The organism is Photorhabdus sp. RM96S, from assembly GCF_042879335.1.
In the GTDB taxonomy this organism is placed as follows: domain Bacteria; phylum Pseudomonadota; class Gammaproteobacteria; order Enterobacterales; family Enterobacteriaceae; genus Photorhabdus; species Photorhabdus kayaii.
The window spans coordinates 88,347-103,973 of the sequence record NZ_JBHFKT010000004.1 but is presented as its reverse complement, the minus strand read 5'-3'; the positions used below and the strand labels follow the sequence as shown (position 1 = coordinate 103,973).

The following is a 15,627-nucleotide window of genomic DNA, read 5'->3' as shown; positions in this document are numbered from 1 at the left end:
ATTTACATATACCCGTCATCTTTCAAGTTGCCTCTTTGTTGGCTGCACTCACTCACCCCGGTCACATAGTTCGCTATGCTCCCGGGGATTCGCTCCCTTGCCGTTGCGATGCATCTTGAAATCCGTAGGGTATATATAATGAATAAAGAGGTTGTGTAAATAATGGTAATGAATATTTAAGTATTTATCAATATCTTGGGTGAATATTGTCACACTGAAACTCTAACGTTAATTTTGGATAATTACAGTATTCATAAAATCCGACTGGTCAATGATTGTCTGGCCCGTCATCCTATTAACCTATTATTTTATATGTTTATTATCCTTAGCTGAATAAATTTGAACGCCTGTGCAATCTCTGTATGAAACGGTGACACGAAATCATTCTGCCAGTATATGTGGCAGTTGCGCGAAAAAGTGAAAATATTTTTGAATTCATTTCCTATAGGAATAACAGATAATAATAAAATAGGGTGTGGTTATAATTATGAAAAATGATTTATTTTTTTCGCTATTTTGATAACAAGATCAAACAACGTTATTAATGATTTTCGATGCCCATATGTTAACATGATTAAAAATTTGTTATTTTATACCCGTCATCTTTCAAGCTGCCTCTTTGTTGGCTGCACTCACTCACCCCGGTCACATAGTTATCTATGCTCCCAGGGATTCGTTCCCTTGCCGTCGCGATGCAACTTGAAATCCATAGGGTATATAATTATGGACATAATAAATAATCACGTGTGTAAATAATTTGATATTATATTTTCAAGGAGATATATGAAAAATGCAGCGCAAATTGTAAATGAGGCTTTAAATCAAGGAATTACTCTGTTTGTTGCTGATAACCGATTACAATACGAAACTAGCCGTGATAGTATTCCAGCGAAATTATTCAGTGAATGGAAGAATTATAAACAAGAGTTGATCGACTTCTTGAGCCAGATAGATGCAGAAGAAGAAATTCAAACATATCAATTACAGAATATCCAACGTGATGGTCATGCAGAACATTATCCACTCTCATTTGCTCAACAACGCCTGTGGTTTATCGATCAACTTACCGAAGGTAGTCCCCAATATAATTGTCCCGGATATTTGAGATTACGGGAACAACTGAATTTCAATGCTTTTAAGGCTGCGGTAAAAACGTTGCTTGAGCGTCATGAGGCGTTACGTACCCATATTGAAATTATTGATAATGAGCCACGGCAAGTCATAACACATTCCTATGATTTACCCATTACACTACATGATCTGACTGCATTCTCTGAAACTGAGCAAGAATCTCAAATCAAAAGATTCAGTAAAGAAGAAGATAACTTGGTTTTTAACCTTAGTACTGATTTGATGTTGCGTATTCGCCTGATAAAGCTGGCCGAAAATGATTATGTGATTATCTATACCATTCACCATATTGCCTGTGATAGTTGGTCAATAGAAATCTTTATCAATGAACTTATTACCCTATATCGCGCGTATAATAAAGGAGAAATAGCCCCATTACCGCCACTTAAAATCCAATATACCGATTATGCTCAATGGCAACGAAATTGGCTGCAAGGTGATATTCTCAAAAAACAATTGGATTATTGGCAAACCCAGTTATCAGGTATTTCTCCACTTCACCGTCTTCCACTGGATAACCCACGACCAGAGAAACAGAGTTTTGAGGGGCATCTTAATGATCAACGTATTTCAAAGGATTTAACACAAGAAATAAGAGCATTATGTCACCAACATGAAGTCACATTATTCATGTTTCTGGAGACAGCCTTTGCCGTATTGTTGAGTCGTTACAGTAATGAAAAAGACATTCTGGTCGGAACACCACTTGCAGGGAGAAGACACCATGATATTGAGCCTTTGATTGGTTTTTTTGTTAACTCTCTGGTGATCAGAACGGATTTATCCGGTCAGCCCACTTTCAGTGAGTTATTAAAGCAGAACAGTCGTACTATCCTGGATGCGTATGCACATCAAGATCTGCCATTTCAAATGCTGGTGGAAAAAATGAGTCCGGGACGAAACTTAAATTATAACCCTATATTTCAAATCGCTTTTACTCTGGAGAATACTCAGCGTGATACGATACTGGCGCAGGATAATAATATTGAGTTTGAAGAACGTCTGCTTTTGAAAGTCCGATTTGATTTGGAAATTCATATTTATGAAGAAGAAGAGGGAGGATTATCCCTTTTATGGGTTTATGACAGCAACTTATTCAGAAATATGACTATTGAAAGATTGCTCGCTAATTATGAAACCTTGCTTGCTAATATTGTTAGTGTCATGAAGCCATGTATTGGCTCCGATCTGATACACAGGGAACCTTCTGTCCATGACATTCCACTATTAGCAGAGGCTGAAATACACACTTTGTTACATGAATGGAATGGCCTGCCGGATCATAGCCAACATGGCGGCTGTTTTCATGAACTGTTTGAGGAACAAGCTGCTCTATATCCTGAAAAAACAGCAGTTATTTTTGACGGCAATTCATTAAGCTATCAGGAATTAAATAAACAAGCTAACCAACTCGCTTATTACTTGACAGAGCAAAATATCAAACCAGAAGCATTGGTCGCACTCTGTATTCCTCGTTCAATACGCGCTGTAGTAGCGCTACTGGGGATTATTAAAGCAGGGGGAGCTTATTTGCCGTTAGATCCCAGCTATCCGAAACCTCGTCTTCAATATATGTTGGAACACAGCGAAGCTGAGTTCATTCTGACCGAAACAGATTTGATAGAAAAACTCCCAATCAGCCAGCAGAAAGTCGTCTGTTTGGATACGGAGACAATGCAATCACAATTGCAGCACATGCCTACGGACAATATCGCTGAACGCCCATTCCCAATAACGGAAAATAATCTGGCTTACGTCATTTATACCTCTGGTTCTACGGGTAAACCGAAAGGGGTTATGTTGGAACATAAGGGGTGGGTAAATCTGGCACTTTCACAGGCGGGTTTATTTGGTGTTGATTCATATAGCCGGGGATTGCAGTTCGCCTCCTGGAGTTTTGATGCCATGATCTTAGAAATATCTATGACATTGGCGTATGGAGCAGCACTTTATTTAATTTCAGAAACCCAACAGCATACCCCTGAATATTTGGATGAGTTAGTTGATAAACATCAGATTACCCATGCTGTATTACCTCCTGCTTTGCTGCCTTATCTGGACTTTAATAAATGGCGTTCCGTTTCAACCTTGCTTTTAGCGGGGGAAGCTGTACCACCACAGAGCGCTGTTCGTTGGTCACAGGGCAGAAAACTGTTCAATGTATATGGCCCGACAGAGTGTACTGCCATTGTGACTTCGGGCTTATTAACTGATGACAAAATTACGATTGGGAAACCATTGCCCAATACCGTTATTCGTATTCTTGATCCATCAGGCAATCTAGTACCTATTGGTGTTGCCGGGGAATTATATATTGGTGGCATCCAACTGGCGCGTGGGTACTTGAATGCCCCTGAAACAAACGTAACGAAATTTATTACTGATTTAACGGACAATTCCCAATCCTTACGTTTATACCGAACGGGAGATTTAGCCCGTTGGTTGCCTGATGGTAGTGTGGAATTTATTGGTCGGATTGACTCTCAAGTCAAGATTAGAGGATTTAGGATTGAGTTGGGAGAAATCGAAACTGCATTGGCCGGACATGACGCCTTAAGCAGTGCTGCGGTTATTACTTATGGGAACGATAAAAGATTGATTGCCTATGTTTGTCCAACCAAAGATTGGCTGGATAAAAAAGGGCTGAAATTTAATGCCGACAACGCATCTCAGTCTTCCGATATTAAAATTGAACTTTCGGAGCTACTTGAATCAGCACTGAAAAAACAATTACCAGAATACATGGTTCCAAGCCTTTATATTCCGCTAGAGCGAATGCCACTCACGTTAAATAACAAAGTGGACAAAAAAGCGTTGCCTGTTCCAAATGAAAATGATTTCCGACAACAAAGTTATGTTGCGCCAAGAAATGAAGTGGAGAGAAAAATTAGCCAGTTATGGCAAGAAGTGTTGGGTGTTAGCCAAGTCAGCATTTATGACAACTTTTTCATGTTGGGTGGTCACTCTCTTCAGGCAACCCGCCTTATCAGCTTAATACGCAATGATCTAAACATTGAAATACCGTTGAGCAGTGTCTTTGAGTATCCAACACTTGAGCGATTAGCACGAATCGCCACGATTCATCAGGTTAAGGAAAAAAGAAAGCATTTCCAGGCTGGGCAAGAGACAACACAAGAACTATTGGAAGGTGATATATGAAAAATGCGGCACAAATTATCAATGAAGCTTTAAATCAAGGGATTACTCTGTTTGTTATTGATAACAAACTGAAATATAAAACCAGCCGAGATAGCATTCCTCCGGAACTGCTCAGTGAATGGAAACAACATAAACAAGAATTGATTGATTTCCTGAAGCAAATCGATTCAGAAGAGGATTCGGACACTCACCGACTGCAAGGTATTCCGCGTTATGATCGTGCGGAACATTACCCACTTTCATTTGCTCAACAGCGTTTGTGGTTAATCGATCAACTTACCGAAGGTAGTCCGCAGTATAACTGCACAGGTGATTTCAGGTTGAGAGAGTCGCTTAATCTCAACGCTTTTGAGGCGGCTATAGCAACATTGCTTGAACGCCATGAATCGCTGCGTACTTATTTCAAAATTATTGATAATGAGCCACGGCAGGTTATTGCGACTTCTTATGATTTGCCTATTACAGTACATGATCTGTCCACACTTTCAGAATTTGAGCAGGAACAACAGCTTAAACAACTCGGTGAGCAGGAGTGGAAACAAGCTGTTAATCTCAGCACTGACCTGATGCTGCGTATTCGGTTGCTGAAATTAACAGATGATGATTATTTCATTCTCTATACGATTCATCATATCGCCTGTGATGGCTGGTCGCTGGCAATCTTTATCAGTGAGCTGCTGACATTATATCGTGCTTATTGCCAGGGCGAGGGTAATCCTCTGCCGCCATTACAAGTTCAATATACTGACTATTCCCAATGGCAACGGGACTGGCTGCAAGGGGATATTCTGGAAAAACAGCTGGATTACTGGCAAAACCAATTATCAGGTATTTCACCACTTCACCGTTTTCCACTGGATAATCCACGGCCAGAAAAACAAAATTTTGAAGGGAATGTTCATCCACAACGTATTTCAAAAGCTTTGACTCAAGAAATACGAGCACTGTGCGCTAAACATGAAGTGACGTTATTTATGTTTCTGGAAACGGCTTTTGCTGTGTTGTTGAGTCGTTACAGTAGTGAAAAGGATATTCTGGTTGGCATGCCGCTTGCAGGGCGAAGACACCGTGACACTGAGCCTTTGATTGGATTTTTCGTCAATTCACTGGTGATAAGAACGGATTTATCCGGTCAGCCTACATTCAGTGAACTATTAAAACAAAATAGTCGTACGATCCTGGATGCTTATGCACATCAAGACCTGCCTTTTGAGATGCTGGTGGAGAAAATCAGTCCAGAACGGAATTTAAATTATAATCCTATTTTCCAGATCATGTTTGCAGTACAGAATAATCAACGGGATACAACTCTGGAGCAGGATAGCATTGTTACATCTAAAGAACGTTCCCTTCTGACCACCCGATTTGATTTGGAAGTCCATATTTATGAAGAAGACGAAGGTGAGTTATCTATTGGATGGATCTCTGACACCAGCCTGTTCAGAAATGCGACCATTAATAGATTAATCACCAATTACGAAATTTTGCTGACCAATATTGTTGATGTGATGAAGCATCATGCTGGTATCAGTGAGCCGTCCGTTCATGACCTTCCATTATTGGCAGATGCTGAACGGAATACCTTACTGCATGAATGGAGCGGGCCACAAATTCCTTATCCGACCGGGAAATGTTTCCATGAACTCTTCGAAGAGCGGGTATCACAACACTCTGAAAAAAATGCCCTGATTCTTGGCGATGACACCCTGAGCTATCAGTCATTAAATGAGCAAGCTAACCAATTGGCACATTATCTGCTTGAACAAGGGATCATACCGGACACGTTGGTTGCACTTTGCATACCAAGGTCATTGCAAGCTGTTGTGGCATTATTGGGTATTCTTAAAGCGGGTGGCGCTTATGTACCGTTAGACCCCAGTTATCCGAAAGCCCGCCTCCAATATATGTTGGATCACAGTGAAGTCGAATTCATCCTGACCGAAACTCACCTCGTTGAAAAACTGCCAATTAGCCAGCAGAAAGTGATTTGTCTGGATACAGAGATAGTACAGTCTCAGCTACAACATATGCCTACAGATAATATTACTGAGCGTCCACTTCCGCTCACGGAAAATCATCTGGCTTATGTGATTTATACTTCCGGCTCTACTGGTAAACCGAAAGGGGTGATGCTGGAACATAGAGGGTGGGTTAATCTGGCATTCTCGCAAGCCGATTTATTTGGCATTGACTCACATTGCCGGGGGTTGCAGTTTGCCTCCTGGAGTTTTGACGCCATGATCTTAGAGATGTCTATGACATTGGCCTATGGCGCAACACTGTATTTGATTTCCGAAACCCAACGGCGTTCCCCTGAATTGTTGGATGAAGTGGTTGAAAAACATCAGATAACTCATGCTGTACTACCCCCGGCGCTACTTCCTCATCTGAATTTTAACAAATGGCGTTCTGTCTCAACTTTGCTTTTGGCGGGTGAAGCCGTGCCACCACAGATTGCTGTTCGTTGGTCACAGAATAGAAACCTGTTTAACGTATATGGCCCGACAGAATGTACATCCATTGTCACCACAGCTTTATTAACTGACGAGAAGATTACGATTGGAAAACCTTTGCCTAACGTTGTGATGCGTATTCTTGATCCGGAAGGTAATTTGGCTCCGATGGGCGTTATCGGGGAACTGTATATTGGCGGTGTTCAGTTAGCACGCGGTTACCGAAACTCACCGGAAATCACAGCAAGGCAGTTTATCCGTGATCCATTCAGCTCACACTCAACGGATGGCAGGGAAAACAGGCTTTATCGAACCGGCGATTTAGTACGCTGGACACCGGATGGTCAGTTGGAATTTATCGGCCGTGTTGACTCTCAGGTTAAGATCCGTAGTCACCGCATAGAGTTGGGTGAAATCGAGACAGTTTTGTCCGGGCATGATGCTTTAAGTAGTGCTGTTGTGATCGCTTATGGTCAAGATGAAGATAAAAAACTCATTGCGTATGTCTGCCCAAGTACAGGGTGGTTAGGTGAAAAAGCTGTTGAATTTAACGCAAGCAGCGTTGAGAACTGGACAGAAATTTTTGATGAGCAGTACCGTCAACCCACAACGGCTAATACTCAAAAAGGGAGCGCTCAGAAAGGTGATGTAGTCGCATTAGACAGTGATTTCGGCGGCTGGATGAACAGCTATACTGAACAGCCGATTGCCCTTGAGCAAATGGAGGAATGGTTAGCAGGAATCATGCACAGGATTAAAGCCCTGCATCCTCATCGCTTACTGGAAATTGGTTGTGGTACCGGATTATTGTTGTATCGCTATGCTGAATGGTGCGAATCAGTGGTGGCGACCGATATTTCGGCTGAGGTTTTAAATCGGCATCAACATATTCTGCAACAACGTGGCTGGTCACATGTGCAGCTCAGAAGAGGAGATGCACTCAACTTAGGAACATTGAGTGCTGATGAATTTGATACTGTCGTGATTAACTCTGTTGTCCAATATTTCCCTAATGTTCAATATCTGGAAAGAGTACTTGAACAGTTAATACCGGCGGTTGAAGCGGGTGGGAAAATTTTGTTGGGAGATATCCGCAACTTAGATCTATTAACCGCCCATGCTACAGCGATAGAGCAAAGTCATCTTAACGGGCAACGTATTCAGGTAGGGGCGCTGGCGAACCGTATTCAGCGGCGTTTACAACAAGAACCCGAGTTTTTACTCAGTCCAACTTATTTTGCCCAATTACCGGAGCGTTACCCTGAAATTGGCCGGGTTGATATTCTGGTTAAACGTGGCATCGGCGACAATGAAATGTTGCGTTATCGTTATGATGTCATATTGCACAAAAGAGGTGAAAATACCAAATCTTGTAATGAATTGCTTTCAAATTGGCATAATTTCGATTCTTTTGAAAGTCTGCGTAATTTGTTGCAGATGGGCACGGAGGATATATTGGGTATTTCAGGTATCCCCAACGCCAGAATTAAAGATGACCTCACTTTGGCAGAAGGTCTGCGTCACTGGTCAGCCAATCAGATGATAACGCCACCAGCAAATGTCGGTAGTTTCTCCCCACAGGCATTACAACAGGTTCAGGAATTCGAATCCTTACTGCAATATGCTGAACAATGTGGTTATCAATGCGGCATTACATGGTCACAACAGCAACCTGATTTACTGGATGTGATTTTTAGTCGTGGAGAGTTACCACCTGTACAAGCACGTGTTGACTATAATCAAACCCATTTAGCTAATTATCCGCAAATTTCGGCCATTAGTGGGGAACTTTCAGAATTACTCGAATCCGCACTGAAACAACAATTGCCAGAATATATGGTTCCAGGTCTCTATATTCCTTTGGAACGAATGCCACTCACGTTAAATAATAAAGTGGATAAAAAAGCGTTACCGATCCCAAATGAAGACGATTTACGCCGACAAAACTATGTGGCGCCAAGAAATGAAATAGAAATTAAGATCGGCCAGTTATGGAAGCGGTTATTGAATGTCAGCCAAGTAGGCATCTATGACAATTTCTTCACCTTGGGTGGACATTCACTTCAGGCAACGCGCCTTATTAGTTCAATACGTAACGAATTAGAAATAGAAGTTCCGTTGAGAAGTGTTTTTGAACACCCGACACTTGAGCAGCTATCACAGGTTGTCACTATTCATCTTATCAAAGAAAAAAGAAAACATTTTCAGGCTGGGAAAGAAACAGCACAAGAACTGTTGAAAGGTGATATATGAAAAATGCAGCGCGAATTGTCAATGAGGCTTTAGATCAGGGAATTACGCTGTTCGTTACTGATAACCGTTTACAATACGAGACCAGCCGCAGCAGTATTTCACCCGCTTTGCTCAGTGAATGGAAATGGCATAAACAGGAGTTGATTGATTTTCTGAACCAGCTCGATTCAGAAGAGCAAACTAAAACGCATCACTTTTTGCAAGATATTCGGCGTGATGGCAAAGCAGAACATTATCCGCTTTCATTTGCTCAACAGCGTTTATGGTTTATTGATCAGCTGGATGGAGGCAGCCCCAAGTATAACTGTATGGGGGATTTCAGGCTGCGGGAATCCATTAACATAAAGGCGTTTGAGGCAGCCGTTAAGGCATTACTTGAACGCCATGAAGTCTTGCGTACCCATTTTAAAATCATCAATAACGAGCCGCGGCAATTTATTGCCACGGATTTCGATTTACCTATTACACATCATGATTTATCTGCGTTACCTGAAACTGAAAAAAACGATCAGGTAAAACAACTCAGTAAGGAAGAAGAGAATCTGATTTTTAACCTTAATACAGATTTGATGCTGCGCATTAGGTTAATAAAATTGGCAGAAAATGATTACCTTATTATTTATACGATACATCATATCGCCTTCGATGGCTGGTCGATGGCAATATTTCTCCATGAATTTTTCACGTTATACAAAGCTTATTGTCAGGGTGAGACAAATCTGCTACCGCCGCTGAAAATTCAATATGCCGATTATGCCCAGTGGCAACAGGGCTGGCTGCAAGGTGATATGCTGAAAAAACAGCTGATATATTGGCAGAAGCAGTTAGCCGGAATTTCACCAGTCCACCGTGTGCCGCTGGATAATCCACGGCCAGAGAAACAAAATATCGAAGGGTGTTTTCATACACAACATATTTCCTCGCGGTTAACCCAAGCAATTAGAGGACTGTGTGCTAAGCATAACGTTACCTTATTCATGTTTCTGGAAACGGCTTTTACTGTATTGCTGAGCCGCTATAGTAATGAGAAAGATATTCTGGTTGGAACAGTAATTGCCGGCAGACAACATCCTGATATTGAACCGCTGATCGGTTTTTTTGTTAATTCATTGGTTATCAGAACAGATTTATCCGGTCAGCCGACGTTCAGTGAATTATTAAAACAAAACAGCCGTACCATTCTGGATGCTTACGAACATCAAGATTTGCCGTTTGAGATGTTGGTAGAAAAGCTCAGTCCGGAACGGAACCCAAACCATAACCCCATCTTCCAAATCATGTTTGCAGTACAGAATAACCAACGTGACACAATACTGGAACAGGATAATATTATTGAATCCGAGGATAATTTACTTAGAACGACTCGGTTTGATTTGGAAATCCATGTTTTTGAGGAAGAACAGACGGGCGAATTATCTATAATATGGATTTCAAATACGAGTCTGTTTTATAGCAGTACCATTGAAAGATTTATCGCCAATTACGAAACCTTGCTTTCTGGCATTGTTGAGGTGATGACAGATGATTCAGTAAATAAAGAACCCTCCATTCATGAACTCCCATTATTGACAGAAGCTGAACAGCATACCTTACTGCATGAATTAAATGGGCCACAGAACCATTACCCACAAGGGCGCTGCTTTCATGAGTTGTTTGAAGAACAGGTGGCACTGAATCCTGAAAAAACCGCGTTGGTTTTTGGTGAAGAGTCTTTAAGTTATCAGGCTGTTAATGCTCAGGCCAATCAGTTGGCGCATTACTTGATTGAGCAGGGTATCCAGCCAGATATTCTGGTTGCAATTTGCCTTCCCCGGTCATTGCAAACGGTGATTGCACTGCTGAGCATCCTCAAAGCGGGTGGAGCTTATGTGCCTTTGGATGCCAGTTATCCGCAAGCCCGCCTGCAATACATGTTGGAGCATAGCGGCGCTGAATTTATCCTGACCGAAACACCGCTGGTTGATAAATTGCCTATCAGCCAGCAACGCGTTATCTGTCTGGATGCTGAAACGGTACAGTCACATGTGCAGAACCTGCCCACTGGCAATATCGTTCATCGTTCAGTGCCCCTGACAGAAAATCATCTGGCCTATGTCATTTATACCTCTGGTTCTACTGGCCGACCAAAAGGAGCGATGCTGGAGCACAAGGGTTGGGTGAATCTGGCGCAAGCACAAGCCGCGTTATTTGGTGCGGATGCTGATATTCGCGGGTTGCAGTTTGCTTCCTGGAGCTTCGACGCCGCAGTGTTGGAAATGGCAATGACCTTGGCCTATGGCGCCACATTGTATTTGATTTCAGAAACACACCGCCGTTCGCCTGAATGGCTGGATGAGATGGTTGAAAAACACCACATTACCCACGCTGTACTCCCGCCGGCGCTGTTACCTCACTTGGATTTTAACAAATGGCGCACAATTTCAACCTTGTTGCTGGCAGGGGAGGCTGTGGCGCCGCATATTGCCGCGCAGTGGTCGCAGGGCAGAAAGCTGTTTAACGTTTATGGCCCAACAGAATGTACTTCGATTGTGACCTCCGCCTTATTAACAGCAGATAAGCGAGTGACGATTGGAAAACCGTTGCCTAATACTGTGATGCGTATCCTGAATTCCGACGGTAATCTGGTGCCTCTTGGGGCTGTCGGGGAACTGCATATCGGTGGCATTCAACTGGCACGCGGTTACCGGAATGCACCGGATATCACGGAAAAACAATTTATCCGAGATCCCTTCAGTACCGACCCGGCAGACCGACTTTACTGTACTGGTGATTTAGTACGCTGGACGCCAGAAGGTGAGTTGGAATTCATTGGCCGCCTGGATTCGCAGGTTAAAATTCGCAGCCATCGTATTGAATTGGGGGAAATCGAATCGGTGTTGGCGGGGCAGGAGATTTTAAGTAATGCTGCCGTGATCGCTGATGGTTATGACAGTGAGGATAGGAAACTCATTGCTTATGTTTGCCCGAGTACGAATTGGCTGGCGGAGAAAGCAGCCGCTTTTAATGCAGATTACAGCCAAACGCATTTAGCTGATTACCTGCTACTTCCTGCTATTAGTGGAGAACTTGCAGAGCTACTGGAATCCGCCTTGAAAAAACAACTACCTGACTATATGGTGCCCAGTCTCTATATCCCATTGGAACGTATTCCACTGAATTTGAATAATAAAGTGGATAAAAAAGCGTTACCCATTCCAGATGAAAATGACTTACGTCGTCAGGCTTATATTGCACCGAGAGATGAAATCGAGGAAAAACTTTGTCAGTTATGGCAAGAACATCTAAAAATCAATCTAATTGGTATTTATGATAATTTCTTCTCACTCGGTGGTCACTCACTCTTGGCAGTTAAAATAACCGCTTCCATAAGAAATACTTTGACCAATAATTTCAGTATGCATGAGTTATTTGCAAATCCAACCATTGCTCAGATTGCCAGTGTAATTCGTCACAGTCATAAGCATGAAATATCCGCACCGAAGACAACACACAATATATCTGATCACAATACATTTGATGGAAAAATGCCTATTTCTTATTGTCAGAAAATGTATTGGTATTTTATTCAAGAAGCATTGTTGGAGGACAGTTTCCACGTACCCATTACTTTGCTGATGGAAGGAGAATTGAATCACAGTGCGTTGGAAAAAAGTTTAAATACCATTTTAGCGCGACATGAAAGTTTGCGTTTTAAGTTTTATAAAGAAAATGGGCAAATTTTCATGCAGCCTGATAACAGTATTAAAATTAATCTTCAAGTTATTGAAGCGTTACCAAGAGGAATCGAGAGAGAACAAATCATTATTGAAATTAATAAGCTCTGGGAAGAGAAATTAAGAACACCTTTTGATGTTTATAATGGCCCGCTAATCAAGACATTCCTACTGCCTGTTTCGGAAACAATCACGGTATTATTTATTGACGTACACCATATTATCTCCGATGGGTGGTCTGTCAATATCATTATGAATGAATTTAAACAGTTATATACGGCTTATTCACAGGGGCAAGAAAACACATTGCTACCCGTTGCCATGCAATATTCTGGTTATGTTTATGACTTGCAAGAAATCCATGCGACTGAGGCAGCTAAAAAACAAATTAAATTCTGGCAACAACAATTTTATGATGTTAATCCAGAACGCGATTTTCCTGTTTCTTTCAGAAAACATCTGGCTTCAAAATATCGGTCTCACGCCCGTCATATCAAAATACCAGATTCGCTGGATAAAGCTGTTTTGCAATATTGTGAAACCCAGAAGATCACACCTTATATGTTATTTATGGCTTTGTTCCACACTTGTCTTTTTATGCACTCTGGTGAATCACAACATATTGTTACCTCACCAAAAGCTGACCGAACTCGCATAGAAAGCCATCAAACAATAGGATTATTCTTGGGTGACTTGATAGTAAAATCAAATATCAGTAAGGAAATGAGCCTACAAGGAATCATTAAGCAGGTTAGTCAGTCTATTCATCGCGCCATAGAGAATTCTAATATCCACATGTCTGTCGTAATTGACGCGGTGGGAGAAAAGGCGAGAGATAATATATTTAACGTTCTGTTTAACTATTTGGATGCACAAAGTTTCTATGATTTTATCGACATGTCTAAAGATGAAAAATTATCACTGCCAAATCTTGATGTGGAAGTGATAGAGACCGAAATAATTCCTTTTGAATCACTTGGGATGAATTTCTTATACATGCCACAAAATATCAGTTGTGAACTCAATTACAATCCTGAACTGTATACAGAATCAGTCATTGATAGGATGGCTACATATTATGAACGGTTGTTAAATGTCATCGTATCCGGCCAAGAAAAAGAGAGTATTAGTCAGTTTTATGGGTGACTTTTTCTAAGATATGAAGAGATTGGCCTCAGGGATGAAGCCAATCGTGACATCTGTTTCATGATTATCAAATCTCTTTTGATTTATGTATTAATATTTGTGATAAGCTCTGGGGTATTCCAATCAATATCAGGAGGTTGTATGAGCCATAAAGCTAAATTATTTATGGATGGGAAGAGTCAAGCGGTATGCTTGCCAGCAGCTTATTGGTTTGACTCTAATAAAGTTTTTATTCGAAAAGATCCTGAAACAGGAGATGTAATACTGTCCTGTAAGCCACACGATTGGACCGGATTTTTTGCGGCATTGAAGGGAACAACTGTTGCTGATGATTTTCTGAATAAAGAAGAGTGGTGTCAGCAAGAACAATCCTGTGATCCATTCGAAGGATGGAAAGAATAAGCGCCGTAAAAATACGGCGCTATTATTTGAAAAAAAGAAATTATTTTAGCTTGGCAAAGCAGCGAGCGGCTGCATTAACAGTACGCTGAATATCTTCATCAGTATGAGCAATAGACATAAAACCCGCTTCAAATGCAGAAGGTGCTAAATAAATTCCTTCATCAAGCATCAGGTGGAAGAAATGTTTAAAACGCTCAATATCGCAATTCATCACATCCTGATAGCAAGTGACGGTTTCTGCATCGGTAAAGAAAATGCCGAACATACCGCCGACATGGTTAACCACCAGAGGAATACTGGCCGCTTTTGCTGCTTCCGTCAGGCCGGCAGCCAGATTATCTGTTAGCTCGGTCAAGCGTTGATGTACACCGGGTTGAGAAACTTCTTTCAGACAAGCAAGGCCGGCAGCCATTGCAATCGGGTTGCCGGATAAAGTTCCCGCCTGATAAACGGGGCCAATTGGCGCTAATTTCTCCATCACTTCATAGCGTCCACCGAAAGCGCCAACGGGCATACCGCCGCCAATGATTTTGCCAAGGCAAGTTATATCGGGTTCGACACCGTAATGAGATTGTGCGCCGGAGAGGGCGACGCGGAAACCTGTCATCACTTCATCAATAATCAACAGAGCACCGAACTCATCACACAGCGCGCGCAAACCGGGTAGAAATTCTGGTTGTGGCGGTACGCAGTTCATATTGCCCGCAACCGGTTCGACGATAATACAGGCGATCTCTTCGGGATATTGTTCAAACGCTTCTCGAACTGAACTCAAATCGTTATAGGTACAGGTCAGCGTATGTTTGACGAAATCAACCGGAACGCCTGGCGAATTTGGTTGGCCGATGGTCAATGCGCCAGAACCGGCTTTCACCAGCAAGCAATCAGCATGGCCGTGATAGCAACCTTCGAATTTGATGATCTTATCGCGATGGGTATAGCCACGGGCCAGACGGATAGCACTCATGGTCGCCTCTGTGCCTGAGTTAACCATGCGCACCATATCCATTGATGGCACCAGTTCAGTCACCAACTGTGCCATTTCTACTTCGGCGGCAGTTGGTGCGCCAAAACTCAATCCTTGTTCTGCGGCTTTGATGACAGCATTACGGATAGTGCTGTGGTTATGTCCCAGTACCATTGGCCCCCAGGAACCGACATAATCGATATAGGCTTTACCATCAACATCATAGAGATAAGCGCCATCAGCATGTTTGATAAACAACGGAGTACCGCCAACACCATTAAATGCACGTACCGGAGAGTTGACGCCACCGGGAATAAGTTGCTTTGCCTGAGAATAGAGGATGTCGGATTGGCTCATGAAAGGCTCCTGAATCTATTTTTAAGTGGGGTTGTCGCTTGCCCCT

The 15,627-nt window shown here is 42.2% G+C and carries 5 protein-coding genes and 1 pseudogene; 5 read left to right on the top strand and 1 reads right to left on the bottom strand.

The window, feature by feature from the left end:
* Positions 1–180 precede the first annotated feature (180 nt).
* The 5 genes and pseudogenes from ACGF49_RS03645 to ACGF49_RS03625 all read left to right on the top strand — a co-directional run.
* A pseudogene (locus tag ACGF49_RS03645) lies at positions 181–498 on the top strand (hypothetical protein); the annotation flags it as partial.
* A 285-nt stretch (positions 499–783) separates the two neighbouring features.
* Positions 784–4,290 (top strand): amino acid adenylation domain-containing protein, encoded by a 3,507-nt coding sequence (locus tag ACGF49_RS03640; protein WP_387489691.1) that lies wholly within the window; start codon positions 784–786, stop codon positions 4,288–4,290.
* Positions 4,287–8,996 (top strand): non-ribosomal peptide synthetase, encoded by a 4,710-nt coding sequence (locus tag ACGF49_RS03635; protein WP_113042279.1) that lies wholly within the window; start codon positions 4,287–4,289, stop codon positions 8,994–8,996. Before ACGF49_RS03640 ends, ACGF49_RS03635 begins: the two co-directional genes overlap by 4 nt.
* On the top strand, positions 8,993–13,855 hold the full coding sequence (locus ACGF49_RS03630) for a non-ribosomal peptide synthetase (RefSeq protein ID WP_113042278.1): 4,863 nt from the start codon (positions 8,993–8,995) through the stop codon (positions 13,853–13,855). Before ACGF49_RS03635 ends, ACGF49_RS03630 begins: the two co-directional genes overlap by 4 nt.
* Positions 13,856–13,996: 141 nt before the next feature.
* The gene (locus ACGF49_RS03625; protein WP_113042277.1) at positions 13,997–14,257 is read left to right on the top strand and encodes an antitoxin; all 261 of its coding nucleotides are present in this window, start codon (positions 13,997–13,999) and stop codon (positions 14,255–14,257) included.
* A gap of 40 nt (positions 14,258–14,297) precedes the next feature.
* Here ACGF49_RS03625 and hemL read toward each other — a convergent pair whose 3' ends face one another.
* Positions 14,298–15,581 carry a glutamate-1-semialdehyde 2,1-aminomutase gene (hemL, locus tag ACGF49_RS03620; protein ID WP_271866722.1) on the bottom strand — a complete coding sequence of 428 codons (1,284 nt, stop codon included), beginning with the start codon at positions 15,579–15,581 and terminating at the stop codon, positions 14,298–14,300.
* Positions 15,582–15,627: the final 46 nt, after the last annotated feature.